This window comes from Pseudomonas sp. BAV 4579, assembly GCF_009765395.1.
GTDB lineage: Bacteria > Pseudomonadota > Gammaproteobacteria > Pseudomonadales > Pseudomonadaceae > Chryseomonas > Chryseomonas aestiva.
On record NZ_WHOV01000035.1, the window covers coordinates 86572 to 113161 of the forward strand.

24 protein-coding genes are annotated in these 26590 nt (G+C 66.0%); 7 read left to right on the plus strand and 17 right to left on the minus strand.

Translation table 11 applies throughout. The annotated features are described in order from the left end of the window. Positions 1 to 55: 55 nt before the first annotated feature. From GSQ95_RS09685 to GSQ95_RS09695, 3 genes are read right to left on the minus strand one after another with little or no spacing between them, the layout of a single operon-like run. Complete coding sequence (locus GSQ95_RS09685; RefSeq protein ID WP_158892172.1) at positions 56 to 667, minus strand: DUF4136 domain-containing protein; 612 nt, start codon at positions 665 to 667, stop codon at positions 56 to 58. A 47-nt stretch (positions 668 to 714) separates the two neighbouring features. Then, the gene (locus tag GSQ95_RS09690) at positions 715 to 1470 is read right to left on the minus strand and encodes a methyltransferase domain-containing protein (RefSeq protein WP_158892174.1); all 756 of its coding nucleotides are present in this window, start codon (positions 1468 to 1470) and stop codon (positions 715 to 717) included. Beyond that, positions 1467 to 1772 (minus strand): nucleotide pyrophosphohydrolase, encoded by a 306-nt coding sequence (locus GSQ95_RS09695; RefSeq protein WP_158892176.1) that lies wholly within the window; start codon positions 1770 to 1772, stop codon positions 1467 to 1469. The genes GSQ95_RS09690 and GSQ95_RS09695 overlap by 4 nt, the downstream gene beginning before the upstream one ends. A gap of 131 nt (positions 1773 to 1903) precedes the next feature. Here GSQ95_RS09695 and GSQ95_RS09700 point away from each other — a divergent pair, with 131 nt between their 5' ends. Further along, the gene (locus GSQ95_RS09700) at positions 1904 to 3022 is read left to right on the plus strand and encodes a hypothetical protein (protein ID WP_158892178.1); all 1119 of its coding nucleotides are present in this window, start codon (positions 1904 to 1906) and stop codon (positions 3020 to 3022) included. Positions 3023 to 3364: 342 nt separating this feature from the next. Here the strand turns inward: GSQ95_RS09700 and GSQ95_RS09705 are convergent, their stop codons facing one another. The 10 genes from GSQ95_RS09705 to GSQ95_RS09750 all read right to left on the minus strand — a co-directional run bounded on the left by GSQ95_RS09705 (position 3365) and on the right by GSQ95_RS09750 (position 15657). Continuing rightward, positions 3365 to 3784 (minus strand): GNAT family acetyltransferase, encoded by a 420-nt coding sequence (locus GSQ95_RS09705; RefSeq protein WP_158892180.1) that lies wholly within the window; start codon positions 3782 to 3784, stop codon positions 3365 to 3367. A 106-nt stretch (positions 3785 to 3890) separates the two neighbouring features. Then, complete coding sequence (locus GSQ95_RS09710) at positions 3891 to 4916, minus strand: peptide ABC transporter ATP-binding protein (RefSeq protein WP_158892182.1); 1026 nt, start codon at positions 4914 to 4916, stop codon at positions 3891 to 3893. Further along, the gene (locus tag GSQ95_RS09715; protein ID WP_158892183.1) at positions 4903 to 5934 is read right to left on the minus strand and encodes an ABC transporter ATP-binding protein; all 1032 of its coding nucleotides are present in this window, start codon (positions 5932 to 5934) and stop codon (positions 4903 to 4905) included. The genes GSQ95_RS09710 and GSQ95_RS09715 overlap by 14 nt, the downstream gene beginning before the upstream one ends. Next, positions 5931 to 6842 carry an ABC transporter permease subunit gene (locus GSQ95_RS09720; RefSeq protein WP_158892185.1) on the minus strand — a complete coding sequence of 304 codons (912 nt, stop codon included), beginning with the start codon at positions 6840 to 6842 and terminating at the stop codon, positions 5931 to 5933. Before GSQ95_RS09720 ends, GSQ95_RS09715 begins: the two co-directional genes overlap by 4 nt. A gap of 22 nt (positions 6843 to 6864) precedes the next feature. Then, positions 6865 to 7875 (minus strand): ABC transporter permease subunit, encoded by a 1011-nt coding sequence (locus tag GSQ95_RS09725; protein ID WP_133859866.1) that lies wholly within the window; start codon positions 7873 to 7875, stop codon positions 6865 to 6867. Between the two features lie 246 nt (positions 7876 to 8121). Next, positions 8122 to 9654, minus strand: a complete 1533-nt coding sequence (locus GSQ95_RS09730; protein WP_256664536.1) for an OprD family outer membrane porin — start codon at positions 9652 to 9654, stop codon at positions 8122 to 8124. A gap of 146 nt (positions 9655 to 9800) precedes the next feature. Then, the gene (locus GSQ95_RS09735) at positions 9801 to 11393 is read right to left on the minus strand and encodes an ABC transporter substrate-binding protein (RefSeq protein ID WP_158892187.1); all 1593 of its coding nucleotides are present in this window, start codon (positions 11391 to 11393) and stop codon (positions 9801 to 9803) included. A 42-nt stretch (positions 11394 to 11435) separates the two neighbouring features. Further along, complete coding sequence (locus GSQ95_RS09740) at positions 11436 to 13034, minus strand: ABC transporter substrate-binding protein (RefSeq protein ID WP_158892189.1); 1599 nt, start codon at positions 13032 to 13034, stop codon at positions 11436 to 11438. Between the two features lie 70 nt (positions 13035 to 13104). Further along, complete coding sequence (locus GSQ95_RS09745) at positions 13105 to 14703, minus strand: ABC transporter substrate-binding protein (protein ID WP_158892191.1); 1599 nt, start codon at positions 14701 to 14703, stop codon at positions 13105 to 13107. 246 nt (positions 14704 to 14949) lie between these two features. Further along, positions 14950 to 15657, minus strand: a complete 708-nt coding sequence (locus GSQ95_RS09750; RefSeq protein WP_158892193.1) for an SIMPL domain-containing protein — start codon at positions 15655 to 15657, stop codon at positions 14950 to 14952. A 177-nt stretch (positions 15658 to 15834) separates the two neighbouring features. On the opposite strand from GSQ95_RS09750, the gene GSQ95_RS09755 reads away from it, so the two are divergent. From GSQ95_RS09755 to GSQ95_RS09780, 6 genes are all read left to right on the plus strand, one after another. Next, positions 15835 to 17094: an ATP-binding protein gene (locus GSQ95_RS09755; protein WP_158892195.1), complete on the plus strand. Its 1260-nt coding sequence runs from the start codon at positions 15835 to 15837 to the stop codon at positions 17092 to 17094. A gap of 16 nt (positions 17095 to 17110) precedes the next feature. Beyond that, positions 17111 to 17671, plus strand: a complete 561-nt coding sequence (locus GSQ95_RS09760) for a response regulator transcription factor (protein WP_007159542.1) — start codon at positions 17111 to 17113, stop codon at positions 17669 to 17671. 283 nt (positions 17672 to 17954) lie between these two features. Further along, on the plus strand, positions 17955 to 19688 hold the full coding sequence (locus GSQ95_RS09765; RefSeq protein ID WP_158892197.1) for an ABC transporter ATP-binding protein/permease: 1734 nt from the start codon (positions 17955 to 17957) through the stop codon (positions 19686 to 19688). An 83-nt stretch (positions 19689 to 19771) separates the two neighbouring features. After that, positions 19772 to 20524, plus strand: a complete 753-nt coding sequence (locus tag GSQ95_RS09770; RefSeq protein WP_178118406.1) for a FadR/GntR family transcriptional regulator — start codon at positions 19772 to 19774, stop codon at positions 20522 to 20524. 133 nt (positions 20525 to 20657) lie between these two features. Continuing rightward, the gene (gene kdgD / locus GSQ95_RS09775) at positions 20658 to 21569 is read left to right on the plus strand and encodes a 5-dehydro-4-deoxyglucarate dehydratase (protein WP_133859859.1); all 912 of its coding nucleotides are present in this window, start codon (positions 20658 to 20660) and stop codon (positions 21567 to 21569) included. 246 nt (positions 21570 to 21815) lie between these two features. Then, entirely contained in the window at positions 21816 to 22835 is a 1020-nt protein-coding gene (locus GSQ95_RS09780) for an alginate lyase family protein (RefSeq protein WP_158892199.1), read from the plus strand. Positions 22836 to 22843: 8 nt separating this feature from the next. On the opposite strand, the gene GSQ95_RS09785 is transcribed toward GSQ95_RS09780, so the two are convergent. The 4 genes from GSQ95_RS09785 to gatC all read right to left on the minus strand — a co-directional run bounded on the left by GSQ95_RS09785 (position 22844) and on the right by gatC (position 26542). After that, complete coding sequence (locus tag GSQ95_RS09785; RefSeq protein WP_158892201.1) at positions 22844 to 23242, minus strand: septal ring lytic transglycosylase RlpA family protein; 399 nt, start codon at positions 23240 to 23242, stop codon at positions 22844 to 22846. Positions 23243 to 23331: 89 nt separating this feature from the next. Further along, positions 23332 to 24780: an Asp-tRNA(Asn)/Glu-tRNA(Gln) amidotransferase subunit GatB gene (gene gatB, locus GSQ95_RS09790; protein WP_158892203.1), complete on the minus strand. Its 1449-nt coding sequence runs from the start codon at positions 24778 to 24780 to the stop codon at positions 23332 to 23334. A gap of 14 nt (positions 24781 to 24794) precedes the next feature. Continuing rightward, the gene (gene gatA / locus GSQ95_RS09795) at positions 24795 to 26246 is read right to left on the minus strand and encodes an Asp-tRNA(Asn)/Glu-tRNA(Gln) amidotransferase subunit GatA (protein ID WP_158892205.1); all 1452 of its coding nucleotides are present in this window, start codon (positions 26244 to 26246) and stop codon (positions 24795 to 24797) included. Positions 26247 to 26254: 8 nt separating this feature from the next. Then, positions 26255 to 26542, minus strand: a complete 288-nt coding sequence (gene gatC / locus GSQ95_RS09800) for an Asp-tRNA(Asn)/Glu-tRNA(Gln) amidotransferase subunit GatC (protein ID WP_158892207.1) — start codon at positions 26540 to 26542, stop codon at positions 26255 to 26257. Between the last annotated feature and the right edge of the window lie 48 nt (positions 26543 to 26590).

A 26590-nucleotide genomic window follows, 5' to 3' on the forward strand; every position in this document is an offset into this window, starting at 1 on the left:
CCTCCGAGGTGAGCGCGCTAGTCTGCTTGGACTGGCTTAAGGGCCACTTATCCCTTCAACTCGGCGGATAGTTGGCCAGCAGGCGGCGGGTGGTCTCGCGCAGGGTGCGCGCGCGTTCGCCGCTGGTGCCGCCGCTGGCCTGCTCGGCGGCCGAGTGCCAGAGCACGCGGCCGGTGGCGGGATCGAGCAATTCCACCTCCAGCACGTCGACCAGGAAGGTCCGGGTGCGGGTCCGCGCCTGGCCGACCGTGGCGCCATAGCCGGGGCCGTAGCCATAGGGCCCGTAGCCGCCGTAGCCGTAGCTGGTGTCGTAGTAGTCGGTGTATTGCTCGCTGCGCTGCTGCTGGGTCAGGCGGGCGCGTACCTGCAGATCGGCGCGGGCACCGCCGATGGCCGGTCGCAGGCCACGCTGGTCGAGGCCATCGGCCACCGCCTGCTGCACGGTCTGGCCATCCAGGCCGCCGCTGACCACCGCGGCGCCCAGAGCCCAGCTCCAGGTGCGATAGCGACTCCAGTCACGCGGTGCCTGCGGATAGGCCGCCGGATCCTGCTGCGGCAGCACCGGGAGCGACGCCTCGGGCAGGCTGCTGGCGACATAGGGATTGGGCGTCTGGCAACCGGCCAGGGCGAGCAGCGCGAGCGACAGGCAGAGCAGGGGGCGACGCATGACCGGTTCCTCGAAGGAATGCTGGCCAGAGCATACCGCGCCCGGGGTCATCCTGCCTTAGCTTGGCAGAGCCAATGCAGATAGCGCCCCAGGCCCGCGAAAGCCGGGTGCCGCCGGTGGGCCAGTTCCATGGCCACCAGCTCCTCGCCGTCGGCACGGGTCTGGAATTCCGGCGGCATGTAGTCGTGAAAGACCCGGACGCCACTGCGCGCCCGAACCTGCCAGTCCGCCGCCAGCCAGGCCTCGACCTCGCGCGGCTCGAGGGGCCGTTGCGGCGTCAGGCCGCGTTGGCCCGCGCCGGCGTAGTCACCCTGCCGGAGTTTGCGAAAATGCCCCTTGAGCAGGTTGCGATAGATCAGGGCGTCGCGATTGTAGAAGGCCAGCGACAGCCAGCCGTCCGGGGCCAGGCAGCGCTGCAGCGTCGGCAGGATCGCCGGGGGCGTCTCCAGCCATTCCAGCACGGCGTGGCACAGCACCAGGTCGAAGGGCTCGGCGAAGGCGGGTAACTCCTGCCAGGGCAGCGCCAGCCAGGCGGCGTCGAGTCCGGCGGCGGCGAAGGCCTCCTGGGCCCCGGCCAGCATGGGCGCCGAAGGCTCGGCCAGGGTCACGGCATGGCCCTGCTGCGCCAGCCAGAGACTCATGTGGCCGAGCCCGGCGCCGATGTCCAGCACCCGCAGCGGGCGTTGCGGCAGCACTTCGGCCAGATCCGCCTGCAGCACCGCCAGGCGGATGGCGCCCTTGGTGCCGCCATAGATGTTGGCGGCGAAACGGGTGGCGCGGTCGTCGAAGAAGGTATCGCTCACGGCAGGAAGCGCCTCTCGTTGTCGGCCAGCTTGGCCAGCACCGCCTGCTCCACGTCAAGCTCCAGCTCGCTGCCCAGTTGCAGCAGATAGAGCAGCACGTCGGCGATTTCCTGGCCGGCGTGTTCGCGCTCGGCGGCGCTCAAGGTGCGGGCTTCGGCATCGCTCTTCCACTGGAAGATCTCCACCAGCTCGGCCATCTCGACGCTGGCGGCCATCACCAGGTTCTTGGGATTGTGATAGCGGCGCCAGGCGTTGGCATCGCGGATCGCGTGCAGGCGGGTGAGCAGGGCAGGGAAGTCCATGGGTGTCCGGGGGTCGACAAAACGCCATTCTCCCATGGCGAGACGGCTGGCGTCCGCCGGCCTGCGCGACAGCCTGGCGCCGCTGTTCTACCCTGGGGCCCATCACCGACACCCTGGTTGCTGGAGCCCCGATGAAATCTTGCCTGTCCGGACTGGGCTTGGCCCTGCTGTTGACCACCGGCGTCGCCCATGCCGAAAAGCTGCTCTTGGAGGGCACCCTGGGCCAGGCCCGGGTGGTGGTGGAGGTCGATTCCACCGCCAACGACGAAGCCTATGGCCGCTACTTCTACGACCGCTATCGCCGCGACCTGCGCCTGAGCGGTCCGGCGCAATCGGGAGACCGGCTCAAGCTGGAGGAGGGTGCGCCCTGGCAGGACGGTCCCAAAGCCAGCTGGTCGCTGACGCGCGGCAAGGACGGTTCCTGGACCGGCACCTGGAGCGGTGCCGGCAAGACCCTGCCGCTCGCCCTGGCGCCGCTGCAACCGGGGCAGTCCGCGGCAGCGGATCGCTATCGGCAGAAATTGCGCCAGGACGATCCCTACGAGTATCGCCGCCTGCAGGGACTCAGGCTGGAACAGGGCGAGCGCCAGACCTTCATGGGTCGTGGGTTGCGCTGGTGGCGCGAGCCGGTCTCGGGCATGCGGCTGTTCACCGTGGAGGGCGCCAGCGAGGCGGCCAATGCCGTGCTGCGCGAACGCCTCTGGGCGGAGGTCGATGCCCATCTGAGCTGCATCGGCGCTGACGGCGAGCACAGCCTGCAGGTGACCCCGCAGCTGCTCAGCGAGCGGGTGCTCAGCGTCAATCTGTTCAGCCAGTACAGCTGCAGCGGCGCGGCTCACCCGGATTTTGGCAGCGCGCCCCTGACCCTGGATCTGCAGACCGGCGAGGAGCTGGCGCTGGAGGATTTCCTCTGGTTGGGCCACGGCCAGCCGATTCGTCCGCAGCCGGAGGATCGCTATTCCCAGGCGCTGGCGGACTATCGGCAACAGACCCTGGCGCCCTGGGTGATCCGGCTGTTCACCCGCCTGTATCCGCAACTGATGCAGGCGCCCGCCGACGGCGACGGCTGCGACTATCGCAGCGCCGATGTCTGGCAATTCGCGCCCTGGTACCTGACGCCCAGGGGCCTCTATCTCGGCCCGACCTTCTTCCCCGCCGCCCGCAACTGCGATGAACCCGGCGGCACCCTGGTGCCCTACGCCGAAGTCCGCAAGCATCCGGGGCCGTTGGTGGGCTTGCTGCCGCGCTAGGGCACCTGCGGTGTCGGGTAATGTTGGGCTTCGACGATGAAGGCGTCTCAATCCAACCTGCGCGGTGGTCGACAAAGCAGCAGTAGGTTGGCGCTGAGCGCAGCGAAGCCCAACGAAGCTCGCGTTGGGCTTCGACCATAGAGCTGTCTCGGTCCAGCCTATAAAAGCGGTCGTAGCGCGGAGAACTGCATGGCGGTTTCCACCGGGAAGGAAGGTCCCGCGTGGGTAAGGCTGCGCCGTTACCCACCCTACGGTCGCCGTCAGCCCCTAGCGTGGAAAACCGCAAAGTGTCTTCCACTGGCAATGAGGTATTTGCGGCGGAGAGCCGCCCTTCATCCACCTCTACTCGTCGGCGATCAACCGCTTGCCCAGGGTGACGACCTCCGCCTCGACATAGCCCAGGGCCGCATAGAAGCCGAGGATCGTCGCATTGTCCCGCCGTACCATCAGCTGCAACTTGGGGCAGCCGCGTTCGGTCAGCAGTTGTTCGGCGGTAGCCACCAGTCGCCGGGCATGGCCGCGGCGCTGATGCTCCGGGGCCACCGCCAGGTAGTAGAGCCAGCCGCGATGGCCATCGGTGCCGACCATGGCGCTGGCCATGAGGGTGCCGGCCACTTCGCCCACCAGGAACAACTCGGGTTGTTCGGCGAGCTTGCGCTGGATGTCGCGGTAGGGATCGTTCCAGGGGCGAGTCAGCCCGCAGGCCTGCCAGAGGCTGACCACGGCCTCGGTATCGGCGGGCTGGAAGGGGCGGATGTGCATGGGGCTGGATCTCCATCGCGGCCATGGCGGTGCGCCGTAGCGACCGCTCCTACAGGTTACGGTACACCCTGTAGGAGCGGTCCATGGCCGCGATCAGCTTTTCCAGCTAGATAAAGTTCTCCGCATAGTGGCAGGCCACCTGGCGGGCTTCCACGTTGCGCAACGCCGGGACCTCGGTCTTGCACTTCTCCGTCGCATAGGGGCAACGGCGGTGGAAGACGCAACCGGGTGGCGGATCCAGCGGGTTGGGCAATTCGCCCTGGATGCGGATGCGCGGCTTGCTCGGGTCCGGGTGCAGACTCGGGGTGGCTGACAGCAGCATCTGGGTATAGGGATGCAGGGGCCGCTGGAACAGCAGGTCGCGACTGGTCTTTTCGACGATGCAGCCGAGGTACATCACCATCACTTCATCGGCGATGTGGCGCACCACCGAGAGGTTGTGGGAGATGAACACATAGGCGGTCCGGTACTGCTGCTGCAGATCCATGAACAGGTTGAGCACCTGCGCCTGGATGGACACGTCCAGCGCCGAGGTCGGTTCGTCCGCCACCAGCACCTTGGGCTGCAGCATCATGGCGCGGGCCACGGCGATGCGCTGGCGCTGGCCACCGGAGAACATGTGCGGATAGCGCTGGTAGTGCTCGGGCCGCAGACCCACCTGCTGCATCATCGCCTGCACCTTCTCGCGCCTTTCGGTGCGGGAGAGGCTGGTGTTGATCTGCAGCGGCTCGGCCAGCTGGTCGCCGATCTTGCGCCGTGGATTGAGCGAGGCATAGGGATTCTGGAACACCATCTGCACTTCGCGGCGCAGTTCCTTGCGCCGGGCGGTGTCGGCCGTGGCCACGTCCTGGCCGCCGATGACCAGGCTGCCGGCGGTGGGCTGCTCGATCAGGGTCAGGGCGCGGGCCAGGGTCGACTTGCCACAACCCGACTCACCCACCACGGCCAGGGTGCGCCCGGCCTGCAGGTCGAAGGAGACGCCGTTGAGCGCCTTGACCGTGGCGTTGTCCTTGAACAGGCCGCGGGAGATTTGATAGTGCTGGGTCAGGCCCTTGGCTTCGAGCACGAGGTGCTCGGGCGCCTGCTCCGGGGGAGTGGAGCGGGCGAGGACGGTGGCTTCAGACGGCGCCATGGCGATCCTCCGGCAACTGGCTGGGACGTTGATGTTCGGGCAGCACCGTAGGCGCCTCGCCCGGGGCGACGTTGCGCGGGAAGAAGCAGCGCACCGCACCACGGTCGTAGGGCTCCAGCGCCGGGCGCTCCTGGCAGCGCGGCTGCACATAGGGGCAGCGCGGGCTCAGCAGGCAGCCGGCGGGACGGTCGTAGCGACCGGGCACGATGCCGGGCAGGGTGTGCAGGCGGTCCGTCTGGCTATGCTCGGGAATGGCCGCCAGCAGGGCTTCGGTGTAGGGGTGCGCGGGGGCGTCGAACAGGGTCGGTACCACGCCTTTCTCCACCGCCTGGCCGGCATACATCACCACCACGCGCTGGGCGGTCTCGGCCACCACGGCGAGGTCGTGGGTGATGAGGATCAGCCCCATGCCCTCGTCGCGCTGCAGATTGACCAGCAGTTCCATGATCTGCGCCTGGATGGTCACGTCCAGCGCGGTGGTGGGTTCGTCGGCGATCAGCAGGCGCGGTTCGGCGGCGATGGCCATAGCGATGGCGACGCGCTGGCTCATGCCCCCGGACAGCTGGTGCGGATAGGCGCCGAGGCGACTGGCCGCGGCCGGAATCTCGACCTTTTCCAGCAATTCCAGGGCGCGCTGGCGAGCGGCGCGACCCTTGAGGCCCAGGTGCTGACGGATCACCTCTTCCAGCTGGAAGCCCACGGTGTAGCTGGGGTTGAGCGCCGTCATCGGGTCCTGGAAGACCATCGACAGCTCCTTGCCGATCAGGTGCCGCCGGCGGCGACCCTTGAGGCTGAGCAGGTCCTGGCCGTCGAAGGCCAGGCGGTCGGCGGTGATGCGGCCGGGGTGATCGACCAGGCCCATCACGGCCATCATGGTCACCGACTTGCCGGAGCCGGATTCACCGACGATGGCGACGATTTCGCCCTGATCCACCGTGAGATCGAGGCCTTCCACCACCGGCGGGGCGTCGGTGCCGCCGAAGCGCACCGAGAGGTTCTGGATTTCGAGGAGGCTCATGACTGCACCTTCAGACGCGGATCGAGGGCATCGCGCAGGCCGTCGCCCATCAGGTTGATGGCCAGCACGGTGAAGAGGATGGCGAGACCCGGCAGGGTCACCACCCACCAGGCGCGCTCGATGTAGTCGCGGGCCGAGGCCAGCATGGTGCCCCACTCGGGGGTGGGCGGCTGTACGCCGAGGCCGAGGAAGCCCAGGGCGGCGGCATCGAGGATCGCCGAGGAAAAGCTCAGGGTGGCCTGGACGATCAGCGGCGCCATGCAGTTGGGCAGCACGCTGACGAACATCAGCCGCAGGGTACCGGCGCCGGCCAGCCGCGAGGCGGTGACGTAGTCGCGGTGCAGTTCGCCCATCACCGCGGCGCGGGTCAGGCGGACATAGGAGGGCAGCGAGACGATGGCGATGGCCACCACGGTGTTGATCAGGCCTGGGCCGAGAATGGCGACGATGGCCACGGCCAGCAGCAGCGAGGGCAGCGCCAGCATGATGTCCATCAGGCGCATGATCACCGGACCGGCGCGGTTGGGCGAGAAGCCGGCGACCAGCCCGAGCAGGATGCCGGGGATCAGCGAGAAGACCACCGAGGCCAGGCCGATCAGCAGCGACAGCCGGGCGCCATGGATCAGCCGGCTGAGCAGGTCACGCCCCAGCTCGTCGGTGCCCAGGGGGAACTGGCTGTTGCCCCCGTCCAGCCACAGCGGCGGGGTGAGCATGAAGTCGCGGAACTGCTCGCTGGGCGTATGGGGTGCGACCCAGGGCGCGAAGAGCGCGCAGAACACCACGATGACCATGAAGATCAGCCCGCCGAGGGCGCCCTTGTTGCGGGCGAAGGCGTGCCAGAACTCCTTGAAGGGAGAGGGATAGAGGGCGCTCGGGTCTTGAGCGGCCGGGGTGTTTACCGTTGTCATAGGCTCTGTCCGTATGGGCGCATCAACGCTGGTGGCGGATGCGCGGATTGACCAGGCCGTAGAGGATGTCCACGACGAAATTGACCAGGATGACCAGGGTGGCGATCAGCAGGATGCCGTTCTGCACCACCGGATAGTCCCGGGCGCCGATGGCCTCGATCAGCCACTTGCCGATGCCGGGCCAGGAAAAGATGGTCTCGGTGAGCACCGCGCCGGAGAGCAGGCTGCCGACCTGCAGGCCGAGCACCGTCAGCACCGGGATCAGGGCGTTGCGCAGGGCGTGGACGAAGACCACCCGCCCCGGCGACAGGCCCTTGGCGCGGGCGGTGCGCACATAGTCCTCACGCAACACTTCGAGCATGGCCGAGCGGGTCATGCGGGCGATCACCGCCAGGGGAATGGTGCCCACCACGATGGCCGGCAGGATCAGGTGCTTGAGGGCATCGACGAAGGCGCCGGGCTCGTCGGAGAGCAGGGTGTCGATGAGCATGAAGCCGGTGCGTGGCGGGATGTCGTAGAGCAGGTCCAGGCGACCGGAAACCGGGGTCCAGCCGAGCTGCACGGAGAACAGCATGATCAGCAGCAGGCCCCACCAGAAGATCGGCATCGAATAGCCGGTCAGGGCCACGCCCATCACCCCGTGGTCCACCGTGGTGCCGCGCCTGAGGGCGGCGATGATGCCGGCCAGCACACCGAAGACCGTGGCGAACAGCATGGCCGCCACCGAGAGTTCCAGGGTGGCCGGGAACAGGGTCAGGAATTCGTCCCAGACCCCGACACGACTGCGCAGGGATTCGCCGAGGTTGCCCTGGGCAAGGTTGCCGATGTAGTCGAAATACTGCTGGTACAGGGGCTTGTCGAGGCCCAGGCGGTGCATGGCTTCGGCGTGCATCTGCGGATCGACGCGGCGTTCGCCCATCATGACCTCCACCGGATCGCCGGGGATGAGGCGGATCAGGGCGAAGGTCAGCAGGGTGACGCCAAAGAACGTCGGTATCAGCAGCCCGAAGCGACGGGCGATGAAGGCGAGCATCGGAGGGGGTATCTCCTCTTGAGGCTGATCAAGACGGCGCGAGTACATGCCCGGCCGCGTTTTTAAGTGAGAGCCCGCGCAAAAGCTAATGAGCTTTTGATCTGACTCTCAGACCTTGTGGGTCCGGATTCATCCCTGAAGAGACCATCCTGGTCCGCAACGAACGACACCTGCGGACAGCAGGCTCGTTCGGTCCTACGAATAGGTTCGAAGAGCGCTCTGGGCCAAGGCTCCAAACCCGGCAGACTACCACGTTGCCACGGGCGTCGATATCCTCGACACGGCCCGGGCTTCGCCGGTGTTCGCGACGCGATCCCGGCCAGATGCCGGACACTGCGTGGAAGCCGCCGGGGCCTGCCATGACAGCAGGTTGAACGGCAGGGTGGAGACCAGGCGCAATTCCTTGACGTTGCCGTCGACCTGGTTCTGGCTGGCGCGGTGATCGGTCAGCAGCAGGCGGAAGCGACTGTCCTTGAGCGCGCCCTGCTGCACCTTGTAGGTGGTGACCAGGCCGATCTCATGGTGCTTCTCGCCATCCTGCTGCAGGACCTCGGCATAGTTGGCGTACTTGCCGGCGCCGGCATCGTAGTGGGTGCCGTCGATGTCCCAGCCCTTGGCGTACCAGACGCCGGTGCTCAGGCCGGGCACGCCGAAGTAGCTCCAGTCGGTCTCGTAGCGGATCTGCAGCGACTTCTCGTTGGGGCCGTTGTAGTCCGAGACCAGGGAGTTGGCCAGGTAGATGGCCGCGGTCTCGTGGGCGTAGTCGAAGTACTCGTTGCCGTCGATCTGCTGGTAGGCCAGGGTCAGGCTGTGGGCCTGGTGGCTGCCGGTGAACGCCAGGCTCCAGGCGGTGTTGTCGATGTCGCCGGCCTTGGCGCTGCCGGCGTCGACGGTGCGATAGGCGTTGGCCACCGCCTTCCAGGCGAAGGTATCGAGCGAACCGCCGGCCTGGGTGATGCTCAGGAAGTACTGATTCCAGACGTCCTCGAAGTTGGCGCCATAGACGCTGACTTCCCAGCCCTGGGGCAGCTTGTAGTTGCCGCCGAGAAAGCTCAGGCGGTCGGCGGTGACCTCGCGGGTACCGTACTCGGTGGTCCACTTCTCGTCGCCGGCACCGGTCCGCGGACTGACGCGGGTGAAGCTGCCACCCTGCAGCGAGAGGTTGTCCCATTCATCGCTGGTCAGGGCGAAACCGTCGAAACCGGAGGGGAAGGGCCGGTTGTCGTTGTAGCTGATCACCGGGGTGTCGAGCATGAACCGGCCGAGCTTGAGCTCGGTGTTGGAGACGCGGAAGCGCGCATCGGCGATGCCCAGCTTGGACCACTCGGCATGGCCCTCGCCCTCGGCGTTGGCCAGGGTGCGGTTGCCGCCGCCACCGATCTGACCCTTGCCCCGCTCCAGGTTGGTGGCCTGATAGCCGGCCACGTCGATGCCGAAGCCCACCGGGCCCTGGGTGTAGCCGGAGCTGTACTTGAGCGCCGTGGCCTGGACCCAGGTATTGCGCGAGTGGGTGCGCACCCGGGTGCCGTTCTTGCTGTAGCTGAAGATCGGATCGGAGCTGGTCTCGCGGGCAAAGAAGTTGCGCGTGGTCAGGGTCAGGCTGTCATCGGCGAAAAAGCCCTGGGCGCCTGCCTGGCCCTTCACCGGCTTCTGCACGTTGGGCAGGGTCTGGACCTCGTTGGCGTAGCTGGGATCTTCCGGCGCCGGGGACTGGGCGTGGGCGGTCAGGGCCAGGGTGAGCAGGGAGAGGGCGAGGCATCCCCGGTGGACGTTGGTCATCAGATGTGCTCCAAAGCGGTCGTTTTTTCTGTTATCTGGGCGTTTTCCGCCACGGCCGATCCCGTCGCGCCGAAACACGGCGCGAGGCGGGAAAGGTCGAGGGGACGGGCCGCCCGGGCCCGGTCGCTTACGGCATCAGTTGCCGATCAGTCGAGGGTCACCGTGGAGAAGTCGTAGACCCCCAGCGGACTCTGCACATAGCCCTTCACCTTGGGTTGCAGGACATCGGTGAACAGCGGGTACGCCAGCGGAATCCAGGGCATCTGCTGGTGGAAGATCTGCTGGGCCTGCTCGTAGAGCGCGGTACGCTGGGCCGGGTCGTTGATGCGCTTGGCCTTTTCGATGGCCTCGTTGAACGCCTTGTCGCACCAGAACGAGCGGTTCTCGCCGCCCTGTACCGCGGCGCAGCTCAGGTTGGTGGTGAGGAAGTTGTCCGGATCCCCGTTGTCACCGGTCCAGCTCATCATCATCAGGTCGTGCTCGCCGGCCTTGGTGCGCTTGACGAACTCGCCCCACTCGAACTGGGTGATCTCGGCCTTGATGCCGATCTTGGCCAGGTCGCCCTGGATCAGCTGGGCCACCAGGGCCGGACTGCCGCCCGGGCCGGTACCGGTGCTGATGTAGTACTTGAGGGTGAAGCCATCGGCGTAGCCGGCTTCCTTGAGCAGCGCCTTGGCCTTCTCCACGTCATGGGGCCAGGGTTTGATGTCCTTGGCGTAGCCCAGCAGCGAAGAGGGATAGGGATTGATCGCCGCCTTGGCGCCGCCTTCGCCGAACACCGTCTTCAGGTAGTTCTGCTGATCGAAGGCCATGGCGATGGCCTGGCGTACGCGCACGTCGCTCAGCGCCTTGTTCCTGGTGTTCAACGCCAGGTAGGAGGTGGTCTGGCTTTCCACCTGGGCCAGCTTGAGGCTCTTGTCCTGCTTGAGCATCGGCACGTCCTGCGGTTTCACCGTCAGGCCGATCTGGCACTCGTTGTTGCGTACCCGCTGGATGCGCACATTGGGGTCCAGGGTCACCGCCAGCACCAGGCCATCCATCTGCGGCTTCTTGCCGAAGTAGTCCGGATTGACCTTGTAGCGGGTGTTGGAATCCTTGGCATAACGCTGGAAGACGAAGGGACCGGTGCCGATGGGCTTCTGGTTGATGTCGTCGGTCTTCTTGCTGGCCAGCAGGCTGTCGGCGTATTCCTTGGACAGGATCGAACCGAAGGCCATGGCCAGGTCGGCGAGGAAGGGCGCCTCGGGCTGGTTGAGGGTGAAGCGCACGTGGCTGTCGTCCACCTTGTCGATGGACTTGATCAGGGTGCCCATCTCCATGGCCGCCGCATAGGGATAGCCGCTGGGGGAGAGGTTGTACCAGGGATTATTCTTGTCGAGCATGCGCTCGAAGCTGAACACCACGTCGTCGGCGTTGAAATCACGCGTCGGCTTGAAGTAGTCGGTGGTGTGGAATTTCACCCCCTGGCGCAGGGCGAAGGTGTACTGCAGACCATCGGGGGAGACCTCCCAGCTTTCGGCCAGGCCCGGCTCCAGCTCGGCGGTGCCCTGCTTGAATTCCACCAGGCGGTTGTACAGCGGGGTGGCCGAGGCGTTGAAGGTATAGCCGGAGGTGTAGCGACCCGGATCGAAGCCTTCCGGATTGGCCTCGGTGCAGACCACCAGGGGGCGTGCCAGGGCGGCATTGGCCGTCAGGCAGAGGAGGGCGGCGAGGGACAGCGAGAATAGCGGTTTGGACACGGAAGGCTCCTCGTGAAGGCCCGCAGGGCGGACCGGACAGGGTCAGCGGTCGAGGCTTACACCATAGAAACCGGTGACGCCGAAGGGGTTGATCTTGAAGCCCTGCACTTCTTTGCGCATGGGCTGGGACACCACCGAGTGGGCCATGGGGCTCACCGGCATCTGCTGGCGAATGAGCTGTTGCGCCTGCTCGTAGAGCCGGGTGCGTTCGGCGCGATCGTTGCTGGTCTTGGCCTTCTGGATGAGGGCGTCGTAGTCCTTGTCGCACCAGCGCGCATAGTTGCTGCCGCCGATGGCGCTGCAGCCATAGAGCACGCCCAGCCAGTTGTCCGGATCGCCGTTGTCGCCGGTCCAGCCATAGGTCAGCACATCGTGTTCGCCCGCCTTGGCGCGCTTGATGTATTCGCCCCATTCGTAGCTGACGATCTTGGCCTTGATGCCGACCTTGGCCCAGTCCTGCTGGATCATCTGCGCCGACTGGCGGGCGTTGGGATTGGAGGCGCGCTGCACCGTCATGGCCCAGAGCGCGATCTCGGTGCCGTCCTTGATCCCCGCCTGCTTGAGCAGGGCCTTGGCCTTTTCCGGATCGTAGGGCGCGCCCTTGATATTTTTGTCGTAGGACCACTGATTCGGCGGGATCACGTTCTGCGCGACCTGGCCGGCGCCCTGGAACACGGTGTCGACGATGGCCTGCTTGTTGATGGCCATGTCCAGGGCACGCCGCACCTCGGGCTTGTCCAGCGGTGGGTGCTGGACGTTGTAGGCGAGAAAGCCGACGTTGAAGCCCGGCTGCTGCAGGACCTTGAGGTTGGCATCCTGCTTCATCTCCACCAGATCCGCCGGACGCGCATAACCACTCACCTGGCACTCGTTGGCCTTGAGCTTCTGCAGGCGGGTGGCGGCGTCGGGGGTGATGGCGAAGATCAGGTTGTCGAGCTTGACGTCCTCGGGCTTCCAGTAGTCCGGATTGCCCTTGAAGCGGATCACCGCATCCTTCTGGTAGCGGCTGAAGACAAAGGGGCCGGTGCCGATGGGCTGCTGGTTGAGCAGTTCGGGCTTACCCTCCTTGAGCAACTGCGCGGCGTACTCCGCCGACTGGATGGAGGCGAAGCTCATGGCCAGGTCGGCGGCGAAGGCGGCATCGACCTGGTTCAGGGTGAAGACCACGGTGTGGTCGTCGACCTTGGCCACCTTGGCGATGTTCTGGTCCAGCCCCATGTCGGTGAAGTAGGGAAATTCCGTGGGGTAGGCCTTACGGAACGGCTGCTCCTTGTCGAGCATGCGCTGGAAGGTGAAGACCACGTCGTCGGCAGTGAAGTCGCGGGTGGGCTTGAAGTAGTCGGTGGTATGGAATTTCACGCCCTGGCGCAGGTGGAAGGTATAGGTCCTGCCATCCGCGCTCACGTCCCATTGGGTCGCCAGGCCCGGCTCCAGGGTGGTACCGCCACGCTGGAACTGCACCAGGCGGTTGAAGACGGTTTCCGCGGAGGCATCGAATTCGGTGCCCGAGGTGTATTGCGCCGGATCGAAACCGGCCGGGCTGGCTTCCGAGCAATAGACGAGATTGCTCGCCGCCTGGGCGAGCGGAGCACAGGCGAGCAGGCTCGCCGCCAGCAACGAGTAGGCGTAGGGAAGGCGCATGGGTTTCACTCCATCAGTCAAATGAACGGCCAGGGCCGGGAGTCTGGCTCCCGGCCCTGGCCAACAGGCTTCACTTGCTGACGCTGACGCCGTAGAACTCGTTCAACCCGAAGGGGCTGATCTTGTAGTCCTGGACTTCCTTGCGCATCGGCATGTAGACCGTGGAATGCGCGATGGGCGTCATGGGCACCTGCTGCTTGAGCACCTGCTGGGCCTGTTCGTAGAGCTTGGTGCGCTCGCCCTGGTCGGTCACGCGCTTGGCCTTGACCACCAGATCGTCGAACGGCTTGTAGCACCAGCGGGAATAGTTGTTGCCGCCGATGGCGTTGCAGCCGAAGAGGGTCGCCAGCCAGTTGTCCGGGTCACCGTTGTCGCCGCTCCAGCCGATCAGCATGATGTCGTGCTCGCCGGCCTTGGCGCGCTTGTTGTACTCGCCCCATTCGTAGCTGACGATCTTGGTCTTGACGCCGATCTTGGCCCAGTCCTGTTGCAGGATTTCCGCCATCAGACGGGCGTTGGGGTTATAGGGGCGCTGCACCGGCATGGCCCAGAGGGTGAATTCGGTGCCTTCCTTGAAGCCGGCTTCCTTGAGCAGGGCCTTGGCCTTTTCCGGATCGTAGGGCGCGTCCTTGATGGATTTGTCGTAGGACCACTGGGTCGGCGGCATGGCATTGACCGCCACCTGGCCGGCACCCTGGTAGACGGCGTTGATGATGGCCTGCTTGTTGACGGCCATGTCCAGTGCCTGACGTACCTTCAGGTTGCCCAGGTCGCCGTGCTGGGTGTTGTAGGAGATGTAGCCCAGGTTGAAGCCCGGCTGCGAGGGCAGCTTGAGATTCGGGTCCTTCTTCAGGCCGTCCAGGTCCGCCGGGCGCGGATAGACGGTGATCTGGCACTCGCCGGCCTTGAGCTTCTGCATCCGTACCGAGGGATCGGTGTTGATGGAGAAGATCAGGTTGTCCACCTTGGGCCCATCGACCTTGTCCCAGTAGTCCGGGTTGGCCTTGTAGCGGATCACCGCATCCTTCTGGTAGCGGCTGAAGACGAAGGGACCGGTGCCGATCGGCTTCTGGTTGATCTCGGCAGCCTTGCCGGCCTTGAGCAGCTTGTCGGCGTATTCGGCCGATTGGATCGACGGGAAGGGCATCGCCAGGTTCTGCAGGAAGGCGGCGTCCACTTCGTTGAGGGTCATGCGCACCGTGTAGTCGTCGACCTTTTCCACCTTGGCGATGTTCTGGTCGAGGCCCATGTCGGTGAAGTAGGGGAATTCGGTGGGGTAGGCCTTACGGAACGGATTGTCCTTGTCCAGCATGCGCTGGAAGGTGAAGAGGACGTCATCGGCATCGAAGTCGCGGGTCGGCTTGAAGTAGTCCGTGGTGTGGAATTTCACGCCCTTGCGCAGATGGAAGGTGTACACCTTGCCGTCTTCGCTGATGTCCCAGCTCTCCGCCAGACCCGGCTTGACCTGGGTACCGCCGCGCTCGAACTGGGTCAGCTTGTTGAAGATGGTTTCCGCCGACGCATCGAAGTCGGTGCCCGTGGTGTATTGCGCCGGATCGAAACCGGCCGGGCTGCCTTCGGAGCAGAACACCAGGTTGGTTGCCTGGGCCAGGGGTGCGCCGGCCAGCAGACCGGAAGCGAAGAGGGCAGCGAGTACGTTCTTGTGCATGGAGACCTCATGTCGGGGACGGCGCAACACGATGTGGCGTTGCGAAACAGAATGCCGATGTCTTGTGGACAGATGAGCCCACATGCACAGCTTATGCCCATGTCCATAGCTCAGGCGAGCTATTGACCCTGAGCGACCCAAACAGGAAACAGATGTCGCAAAGATGTAAGACGAGGTATCTCAACGGGAAGGCGGTGCGCACCAAAAGTGCGCACCGAAACAGCGTTGTTACTTTTCTGCCCTAGATCAGGGCATCTGTACTTCGATGGTACCGCCCGCGGTCACTTCGACGGTGGTGGTACCGGGGGCGACGTCCGGAGTCACGGCATCGCTGGCGGCCTTCATCGCCGACATGCGCAGCATCGGCAGCGGCTGGGGTACGCCACTGGTGCCCAGGTCCAGGTTGACGATGCGGTAGCCCGAGCCACCCAGGGCTTCGGTGGCCAGCTGGGCGCGCGCCTTGAAGGCGGCCACGGCGTCCTTGAACAGGGCATCCTCCTGCTGCTTGCGGGTGCCATCGGCAATGGTGAACTGCAGGTTGCCCATCTTCAGGTTGCCCAGCAACTCACCGGTCAGCTTGGACAGGGCCGCGAAGTCGGCGCTTTCCAGGCGCAGTTCGCCGCGCTCGCGCCAGGCGTTGATGGCGCGGCCCTGGTCTTCGTAGACCGGGTAGGTGTTGCGATTGCCCAGGGAGACGTCCACGCCGGCGACCTTGCGCGCCTGTTCCAGGGCGGCGTTGAGGGTCTTGGTGGTGTCGCTGGCCAGGGCCGCCGGATCCTGGCCCTGGCTTTCGGTGTAGAGCATGACCTGCATGCGGTCGCGCGGCACCTCACGACTGACCTCGGCCCTCAGGCTGATCTGGTTGTAGCGCGCTTCGTCGGCCTGGGCGCCGGTGGCGAGCAGGGTACTGAACAGGGCGGCGCCCAGCACGAGCGGACGTAGGGAAGGGGTCATGGTGTTCTCCTGGTTGGCAGTACGAAAGCGGTGTGACCGCGGACCCGGCGGATGGTGCGTCGCTTTGCCGCGTCGGCGGCTGCGGACGGATACCCATCGCTATAATGCCAAGTCTGCTCTGACCGGCAGGTCCCTCGGGACTGCCGTCTTGATCGTTTCTTGCGCCTGGAACCTCGCATGTTCTCCTTGCCCGTTCAATGGTTGTCCGCCAATCGCCAGAATCTCGGGCGCCTGGTCCTTATCCGCGTGCTGGTACTGGCCGCCCAGGCCGGCTCGGTGGGTATCGCCCGGCTGTCGGGCATCGTCCAGCTGCCCTGGACGGCCCTGGCCATCACCCTGGGCGTCTCGGCGGTGCTCTGCCTGTTCGCCGCCCTGCGGCTGACCCGCCCCTGGCCGGTCACCGAGCAGGAGTACGCCGCGCATCTGGGCTGCGACCTGGCCATCCACAGCGCCCTGCTGTATTTCGCCGGCGGTCCGACCAACCCCTTCGCCTCCTATTACCTGGTGCCCCTGACCATCGCCGCGGCCACGCTGCCCTGGCTCTATACCCTGGTGCTGGCGGCCCTGACCCTGGCGGTCTTCTCGCTGATGCTGCTGTCCTACGAGCCGCTGCATCTGCTGGTGGCCAATGACGGCGCGGTGCTCAGCTACGGCATGTGGCTGAGCTTCGCCCTGTCCGCCGCCGTCATCACCCTGTTCGTCGCGCGCATGGCCACCGCCCTGCGCGAACAGGAGAATCTGCAGGCCCAGCGCCGCGAACAGGCCATGCGCGATCAGCAACTGCTGGCCGTGGCCACCCAGGCCGCCGGTGCCGCCCACGAATTGAGCACGCCGCTGTCCACCATGAGCGTGCTGCTCAAGGAGCTGCAGCAGGAATACGGTAATCAGCCGACCCTGAGCGAAGATCTGGCGCTGTTGCAGGCTCAGGTCGGGCAGTGCAAGCAGACCCTGCAGCAACTGGTGCGCGCCGCCGAAGCGGACCGCCGCCAGACGGTGCAGGAGCAGACCGCCGTGGAGTGGCTGGAGGCGACCATGGATCGCTGGCACCTGATGCGACCGGAAGCCACCTACAGCTTCGATGTGGTCAGTCTGGGCACGCCGCCGCGCCTGACGCCGCCGGTCGAACTTACCCAGGCACTGCTGAATCTACTCAACAACGCCGCCGACGCCTGCCCGGAAAACCTGGCCATCCGTCTGCACTGGGACGCCCGCGAACTGTGCCTGTCGATTCGCGACCACGGCGCCGGAGTGCCCCTGGCCATCGCCGAGCAGCTCGGCAAGCCCTTCTTTACCACCAAGGGCAAGGGCTTCGGCCTGGGCCTGTTCCTCAGCCAGGCCAGCGTCACCCGCGCCGGCGGCACGGTGAAGCTCTACAATCACGAAGAAGGCGGCACCCTGACCGAATTGCGCCTGCCGCGGCACTACGCCCTGGCGTGAATGCCTGGAGAATACTATGACTGACGACCTCAACAGCGGTTTCGACGACCAGCCCCACATCCTGCTGGTCGACGACGATCCCACCTTTACCCGGGTGATGGCCCGCGCCATGGACCGCCGCGGTCTGCGCGTGTCCATCGCCGACAGCGCCGAGGAAGGCCTGCAACTGGCCAAGGAAGACCTGCCGGACTACGCCGTGCTCGACCTGAAGATGGAAGGCGACTCGGGGCTGGTGCTGCTGCCCCAGCTGCTGGAGCTGCATCCAGAGATGCGCGTGGTGATCCTCACCGGCTATTCCAGCATCGCCACCGCGGTTGAAGCCATCAAGCGCGGCGCCACCAACTACCTGTGCAAGCCGGCCGATGCCGACGACGTCCTGGCCGGCCTGCTCGCCCAGCACGCCGATCTGGATACCCTGGTGCCGGACAATCCCATGTCGGTGGACCGCCTGCAGTGGGAACACATCCAGCGGGTGCTGTCCGAGCACGAAGGCAACATCTCGGCGACCGCGCGCGCCCTGGGCATGCACCGCCGGACCCTGCAGCGCAAGCTGCAGAAGCGCCCGGTCCGCCGCTGAGAAGCTATTCAACGTCGGCTGCGCGTCGGCCAACTAGCGTTGAAAAACCTTCGGCAGGCTCATGTACCACTCGTAGACCCGAGCGCGGGTCCGATCCGCTTCCTCAGGTCTTTTTGCCTTGTTTGACTCTAGCTCGCGCGACCTTGAACGGGCTCTTTCTTCTCGCCATCGCCCACGACCTTCGTGGGCGACAAACTGTTACATTGTTTCAGTCAGAATTCGTTCAGGCTTTCCGGCATAGGCTGTGCAGGCGTCTCCTTGAGCAGTCCTTGAGAGTCCGAGCATGTCCGAATCCGCCGTACCCGTGCCCTCCGTCTATGGGGCTTCCCGTGGGCATTTCCTGGCCCGCGTCTGGGCCCTGATCACCCCCTACTGGCGCAGCGAAGAGAAAGGCAAGGCCTGGCTCCTGCTGTCCGTGGTCATCGCCCTGTCCCTGGCCGGGGTCGGCCTGTCGGTGGCCCTGAACACCTGGTACCGCTACTTCTACGATGCCCTGCAGAATCGTGATCTGGCCGCCTTCATCCGGCTGATGCTGTATTTCTGCGGACTGGCCGCCACCGCCATCCTGCTGGCCGTGTACCGCCTCTATCTGACCCAGGCGCTGACCATCAACTGGCGGCGCTGGCTGACCGAAAAGCACTTTGGCCTCTGGCTGTCGGATCGCAACTACTACCAGCTGGAACGCGAAGGCGGCGCCGACAACCCCGACCAGCGCCTCACCGAAGACATCCGCGACTTCGCCGACACCACCCTGAGCCTGGGGCTGGGCTTCATCCGTACCGTGGTCAGCCTGGTGTCCTTCAGCGTCATCCTGTTCGGCATCTCCGGCGACATCACCCTGTTCGGCATCACCATCCCGGCCTACATGTTCTGGGCGGCGCTGATCTACGCCACCGTCGGTACCTGGCTGACCCATCTGATCGGCCGGCGGCTGATCGGTCTGTACAACCAGCAGCAACGCTATGAGGCCGACCTGCGCTTCGGCCTGATCCGCGTTCGCGAGAAGGCCGAGAGCGTGGCGCTGTTCCGCGGCGAAGCCAACGAACATCGGCGCCTGCTGGATCGCTTCGGCTATGTCTGGGGCAACTACCATCTGGTGATGAACTACACCAAGCGGCTGACCTTCTTCACCGCCGGCTACAGCCAGATCGCCATCATCGCCGGCTTCGTGCTGGCGGCGCCGCGCTATTTCTCCGGCAAGATCCAGCTGGGCGACCTGATGCAGATCAACTCGGCCTTCGGCAACGTCCAGGAAAGTCTCAGCTGGTTCGTCGACGCCTATGTCAGCCTGGCCGGCTGGCGCGCGGTGTCCGACCGTCTGCTGACCTTCCGCGAGACCATGGCCGAATTCAGCCAGGAGACCGATATCCTGGTCCCCCATGCCAGTAGCAGCGACGTGATCCTGGAAGGGCTCTCCCTGGGTGCCGCCGGCCGCTTGCTGCTGCATCCCACCGATCTGCGTATCGCCCGTGGCGAACACCTGCTGATCGAAGGTGCCTCCGGCAGTGGCAAGAGCACCCTGTTGCGCGCCCTCGCCGGACTCTGGCGACAAGGGCAGGGCGGTATCGCCGTACCGCCGGGGCGCCAGCTGTTCCTGCCGCAGCAGCCCTATCTGCCCATTGGCACCCTGCGCGAAGCCCTGGCCTATCCGCAACCCGTGGCGGCCTATACCGACGAGCGCCTGACCGAAGTCCTGCGGCACTGTCGCCTGGACCAGCTGGTGGAGCACCTCGACGAAAGCCGTCATTGGGAACGTACCCTGTCGCCGGGCGAGCAGCAGCGCGTCGCCCTGGCCCGGGCGCTGCTCTATGCCCCCGACTGGCTGTTTCTCGACGAAGCCAGCTCGGCGCTGAGCGAAGCGGACGAGCGCGCGCTCTATGAGCGCCTGCTGGCGGAGAACCCCGGCCTGACCCTGGTCAGCGTCGGCCATCGTCCGAGTCTGCGCGCCTACCACCGTCGCCACCTGCTGCTGGAGGGGCAAGAGTTGCGTCCTAGAGCGGTTGGCGAGGCATCCTGATATGGACTAAGCGGTCTAAATCGGGCGTTTGGGAAGAGGGGGGTGCTATGATTCCAGAGTCCCTTCAATCGGTACGAGAATCCATGTCAGCATCCACCGTATCCCGCCCCCGAAAAAGACCCCGTAGCCTGGCAGAAGAGGTCGTCGGAGTGCTTATTCAGCAGATCGGCGACGGCCAATTCCAGCCTGGCGACAAGCTTCCCACCGAGTCGGCCATCATGCAGGCCCAGGGCGTGAGCCGCACCGTGGTGCGCGAGGCCATTTCCCGACTGCAGGCCGGTGGCTATGTGGAGACTCGCCACGGCATCGGCACCTTCGTGCTGGAGCGGCGCCCCGAGTCGCCGCTGCCGATCGACCCGGCCACCATCACCACCCTCAAGGACGTGCTGGCGATGCTCGAGTTGCGCATCAGCCTGGAAGTCGAGGCCGCCGGCCTGGCCGCCCAGCGCCGCTCGGCCGAACAACTGCAGGCCATGTGGGCATTGCTGGAAGCCATGCGTACCGGCGTCGAAGGGCCCGATCGTGCGGTGAGCGCCGACCTGGAGCTGCACTTGCTGATCGCCAGCTCGACCGGCAATCGCTATTTCAGCGACATCATGAGCTACCTGGGCACGGTGCTGATTCCCCGGACCCGCCTCAATTCCGCCTATCTCGCCCACGATGACCAGCAGCTCTACCAGCGCCGTCTGGATGCCGAGCACGAAGCCATCGTCCAGGCCATCGAAGACGGCAACCTGGAAGCGGCTCGCGCCGCCATGCGACTGCACCTGAGCAACAGCCGCGAACGCCTGAGACGCGCCCACGAAGAAATGGAGCGTCAGGCGGAAGAGGTCTGAAACAGGGCTGGAGCGTCTTGAGGAGCATTTTTCTGGTTGGGGCTTGCCCCTTCCACAAAAGAGGTTGTACGATGACTTACAACAGGTAGCGGGCCTGCCGCACCTCAGTCCAACCTATGCCGAGGCACTCAAGATGACTCCACAAGAACTCAAACACGTCCTCTCTTCCGGTCTGCTGTCCTTCCCGCTGACCGATTTCGATGCCAACGGCGACTTCCGTCCCGACACCTATGCCAAGCGTCTGGAGTGGCTGGCCCCCTACGGCGCGACCGCGCTGTTCGCCGCCGGCGGCACCGGTGAGTTCTTCTCGCTGGAAGCCAGCGAATACAGCGGCGTCATCAAGACCGCGGTGGACACCTGCCAGGGCAGCGTGCCGATCCTCGCCGGGGTCGGTGGCTCCACCCGCCAGGCCATCGCCTATGCCCAGGAAGCCGAGCGTCTGGGCGCCAAGGGCCTGCTGCTGCTGCCGCACTACCTGACCGAAGCCAGCCAGGACGGCGTGGCCGCCCATGTCGAAGCCGTCTGCAAGTCGGTCAAGATCGGCGTGGTGGTCTACAACCGCAACGTCTGCCGCCTGCAGCCCCATCACCTGGAGCAACTGGCCGAGCGCTGCCCGAATCTGATCGGCTACAAGGACGGTTTGGGTGACATCGAACTGATGGTCGCCATCCGCCGTCGCCTGGGCGATCGCTTCAGCTACCTGGGCGGCCTGCCCACCGCCGAAGTCTATGCCGCCGCCTACAAGGCGCTGGGCGTACCGGTCTATTCCTCGGCCGTGTTCAACTTCGTGCCCAAGACCGCCGTGCAATTCTACGAAGCCATCGCCCGTGACGATCACGAGGCGGTCGGCAAGCTGATCGACGACTTCTTCCTGCCGTATCTGGAAATCCGCAACCGTTGCGCCGGCTATGCCGTCAGCATCGTCAAGGCTGGCGCCAAGATCGCCGGCTACGATGCCGGTCCGGTGCGGACCCCGCTGACCGATCTCAAGCGGGACGAATACGAGCAGCTGGCCGCGCTGATGGACAAGCTCGGTCCGCAGTAACATCTGCTACCCGGGAGGTGCTCCGGCACCTCTCCTCCCGTTGCACAACCCGCGGCCAGTCGCTTGGTCGCGGGCTTTTTTTTGCCCACTCGCCAGGGTTGGGCAGCAGGCTGCGGGCAGCGACCGGCTTAAGCCATCGCTAAGGACTAGGTGCGAGGCTGAGCAGCTCAGCGCCTCTGCTCGCGAAGCCGGGCAGGGTGGTGCTCCAGCCCTTTCTGAGCAACCCTTCGCTTGGAGGTCCCCGCCATGAGCGCCGCCCTGCTGTATCTCGCCCTGGCTGCAGTCCCCGGACACACGACCTGCCTGGCGGCAAGACCGCCCTCGGCCGCGGCGCTGGCGCAGGCGGTCAGTCGTCCTCCCGCGGCCGGACCCCAGGCGCTGCCGGTCATCCATACCGCAGGCACCCTGCCGCATACCGGCAGCCACGACCAGTCCGCCGCGGCGGTACGGGATTTCGGCTACATGCTCGATCTGGCGCTGGCCTGGCGGGACAATCGCGATGCCGCGGCCCTGGCGCGCCTGGCCAGCTATCTCGATGCCTGGCTGCCAGGGTATCGGCCCAGGTTCCAGCCCATCGACGAGACCAATCTGAGCAATCTCATCGTCGCCTATCAGCTGACCGCGGCGGATCTGCCCGCCGCGACGGCTCGGCGTTCCCGCGCCTTCATCAAGACCCTGGCCGAGGGTTATCTGCAGCAGATGGCGGCGCATCGGGGGGATGCCCACGGGGTCTGGAGCAACAACTGGCAGAGTCACAGGATCAAGCTGGCGACCCTGGCCGCTGGCGCGCTGGATGATCCGGCGCTGTTCGCCCGGGCGCGGGCGGCCTTCGTGGCGCAGCTGTCGGTCAATCTCAAGCCCGATGGCGAGGTGCTGGACTTCGGCGAGCGCGATGCCCTGCACTATGTCGTCTACGACCTCGAACCTCTGGTGCTGGCGGCGGCGGTGGCCCAGGGTCGCGGCGAGGACTGGTTGCACGTGCCAGGCGCTGAAGGCCAGACCCTGGCCAGGGCGCTCGACTGGCTGCTGCCCTATGCGCAAGGCCAGCGCAGCCATGAGGAATTCCGCAAGACGACGGTACGCTTCGATGTGCAGCGTGCCCAGGCCGGTCTGCCCGGCTATGCGGGTCCCTGGGATCCCCGGGGCGCCAGAAACCTGTACTGGTCGGCCAGTCTGCTCGACCCGCGCTATGCGTCCATCGCCCGCCAGCTCGCTGCGACACCGCCGCGGCTGCTGTGGGCCTATGCCCCGGCCTGTCAGGGCTAGCGCCCTTATCAGTCGAGGCTGCGGATGCTGACCCGGGAGGTGCCGTCGGCCACCATGTCGAGCCGATCGGCCGCGCTGCGCGACAGGTCGATCAGGCGTCGACGAACCGTCGGGCCACGATCGTTGATGCGCACCACCACGCTGCGGCCATTGGCCAGGTTGGTGACCTGGACCCGGGTGCCGAAGGGCAGGGTGCGATGGGCCGCGGTCAGGGCGCCGGGATCGTATTTCTCGCCGCTGGCGGTGCGGCGCCCGGCGTGCCACTTGGAGTAGAAGGACGCCATGCCGGTGTCCTGATAGTCATGGGCAGCACTGGAGGACAGCGTGGGCGGGAAGCTTTCCTGACTGGCGCAACCGGCGAACAGCAGGATCAGCGACAGCAGTCCGGCACGGTGGATCCGATGCATCTCGATGCCTCCTGGCAAAACGACCGGCAGCAGCTTAAGGGCTCGCACCGAGGCTGTCAGCCCCGGTCCGTAACCCCGTGCGACTGCCGTCAGCCTTCCAGCTTCTGCTTGAGCAGCTGGTTGACCTGGCCGGGGTTGGCCTTGCCCTTGGAGGCCTTCATGGCCTGGCCGACGAAGAAGCCGAACATCTTGCCGCGCTTGGCTTCGTCGCTGGCGCGGTACTGCTCGACCTGGGCGGCGTTGGCGGCCAGGACCTCGTCCAGCATCGCCTCGATGGCGCCGCTGTCGGTGACCTGCTTGAGACCCTTGGCTTCGATGATGGCATCGGCACTCGCGCCTTCGCCGGCGGCCAGCGCCTCGAACACCATCTTGGCGATCTTGCCGGAGATGGTGTCGTCCTTGATGCGCAGGATCAGGCCGCCCAGTTGGGCCGCGCTCACCGGCGCCTGGGCGATGTCCAAGTCCTGCTTGTTGAGCAGGCTCGACAATTCGCCCATCACCCAGTTGGCCGCCAGCTTGGCGTCGCTGCTGACCTGCTGGACTTCCTCGAAGTAGTCGGCCAGTTCGCGGCTGGCGGACAGCACGCTGGCGTCATAGACCGACAGCCCGTACTCGCTCTGGAAGCGATCGCGCTTCTCGGTCGGCAGCTCGGGCAGCTGACTGCGCACCTCGGCCAGGAAGGCCGGCTCGATCACCACCGGCAAGAGGTCGGGGCAGGGGAAGTAGCGGTAGTCGTTGGCTTCTTCCTTGCTCCGCATGGAGCGGGTCTCGTCCTTGTTGGGATCGTACAGGCGGGTTTCCTGCACCACGGTGCCGCCGTCCTCGATCAATTCGATCTGGCGCTGGACCTCGTGGTTGATGGCCTTCTCGATGAAGCGGAAGGAGTTGACGTTCTTGATCTCGGCGCGGGTGCCGAAGGCCTCCTGGCCCTTGGGGCGTACCGAGACGTTGCAGTCGCAACGCAGCGAACCCTCGGCCATGTTGCCGTCGCAGATGCCCAGGTAGCGCACCAGGGCATGGATGGCCTTGACGTAGGCCACGGCTTCCTTGGCGCTGCGGATGTCCGGTTCGGAGACGATCTCCAGCAGCGGCGTGCCAGCGCGGTTCAGGTCGATGCCGCTCATGCCGTGGAAGTCTTCGTGCAGGCTCTTGCCGGCGTCTTCTTCCAGGTGCGCGCGGGTGATGCCGATGCGCTTGACGGTGCCGTCTTCCAGGGTGATGTCCAGGTGCCCCTTGCCGACGATAGGATGGTCCATCTGGCTGGTCTGGTAGCCCTTGGGCAGGTCCGGGTAGAAGTAGTTCTTGCGCGCGAAGACGTTGCGCTCGGCGATCTCGGCATCGATGGCCAGGCCGAACTTGCAGGCCATGCGCACGGCCTCGGCGTTGAGCACCGGCAGGGTGCCGGGCATGCCGAGGTCGACCAGGCTGGCGTGGGCGTTGGGCTCGGCGCCGAAGCTGGTGGCGCTGCCGGAGAAAATCTTCGATTGGGTGCTGAGCTGAGCGTGGATCTCAAGCCCGATCACGGTTTCCCATTGCATGTCTCTATCCTTCCTCAGAAGCCGCTCGGCGCCTGGCGATGCCAGTCGCTGACCTGCTGGTACTGGTGGGCGACGTTGAGCAGACGGCCTTCCTGGAAATAGTTGCCGAGCAGTTGCACGCCCACCGGCAGGCCGTCGACGAAGCCGGCCGGCATCGACAGGCCGGGAATGCCGGCGAGGTTGGCGGCGATGGTGTAGAGGTCTTCGAGATAGGCGGAGACCGGGTCGTTGCTCTTCTCGCCGAGTTTCCAGGCCAGGTTCGGCGTGGTCGGGCCGAGGATGACGTCGACCTCGGCGAAGGCCGCGACGAAGTCGTTCTTGATCAGCCGGCGGATGCGCTGGGCCTTGAGGTAGTAGGCATCGTAGTAGCCGGCCGACAGGGCATAGGTACCGACCATGATGCGGCGCTTCACCTCGGCGCCGAAGCCTTCGCCACGGGATCTCTTGTAGAGATCTTCCAGGTTGACCGGATTCTCGCAGCGATAGCCGAAGCGCACGCCGTCGAAGCGTGACAGGTTGGAACTGGCTTCGGCCGGGGCGATGACGTAGTAGGCCGGAATCGCGTGCTGCAGGGTGGGCAGCGAGATGTCCTTGACGGTGGCGCCGAGCTTCTTCAGCGCCTCGACCACGGCCAGCACCTTCTCGCCGATGCGGGCATCCAGGCCGGCACCGAAGTATTCCCGCGGCAGGCCGATGCGCAGGCCGCTCAGCGGCTGCTGCAGGGCCGCCTGGTAGTCGTCCACTGGCTGGTCGACGCTGGTGGAGTCCTTGGGGTCGAAACCGGCCATGGCCTGCAGCAGCAGGGCGCAATCCTCGGCCGTGCGCGCCAGCGGGCCGCCCTGATCGAGGCTGGAGGCGTAGGCGATCATGCCCCAGCGCGAGACGCGGCCGTAGGTGGGCTTGATGCCGGTGAGGTTGGTCAGGGCCGCCGGCTGGCGAATCGAGCCGCCGGTGTCGGTGCCGGTGGCGGCCGGCAGCAGGCGCGCGGCCACGGCCGCGGCGGAGCCACCGGAAGAGCCGCCCGGTACCCGGGTGACGTCCCAGGGATTCTTCACCGGGCCGTAGTGGCTGGACTCGTTGGCCGAACCCATGGCGAATTCGTCCATGTTCAGCTTGCCGAGGGAGACGGCGCCCGCCGCGGCCAGACGCTCCACCACGGTGGCGTCATAGGGCGCCTTGAAGCCGGTGAGGATCTTCGAGCCGCAGCTGGTCAGCACCCCCTGGGTGCAGAACAGATCCTTGTGGGCGAGAGGCGCACCGAGCAGGGCGCCGTTTTCGCCGGCGGCGCGCCGGGCGTCGGCAGCCCGCGCCTGGGCCAGCGCCTGGTCGGGGGTCACGGTGATGAAGCTGTTGAGCCGGGGGGCGAGCTGTTCGATCCGCTGCAGCAGGCCGCGGGTCAGTTCCTCGGCGGAAAAATCCTTGGCGGCCAGGGCGGCGGCGATTTCGGTCAGGGTCAGCTGATGCATGTCGTGTCTCACTCGATCACCTTGGGAACCAGGTACAGGCCGGCTTCCACGGCCGGGGCGATGGCCTGGTAGGGCTCGCGCCGGTCGCCTTCGGTGGCCTGGTCGGGTCGCAGGCGCTGGGTGGCTTCCAGCGGGTGGGCGAGGGGGGCGATACCCGTGGTATCCACGGCCTGCATCTGGTCGACGAGGCCGAGGATGTCGTTGAGGGTGGCGGTGGTAGCGACGAGATCCGCCTCATCGAGACCCAGGCGGGCCAGGTGAGCGATCTTTTCGACGTCGGTGCGTTCGAGCGCCATCGGCTTCTCCAAGCAGGAAGGCGGCGTGACCCGGTTGGCGGCCGCGTA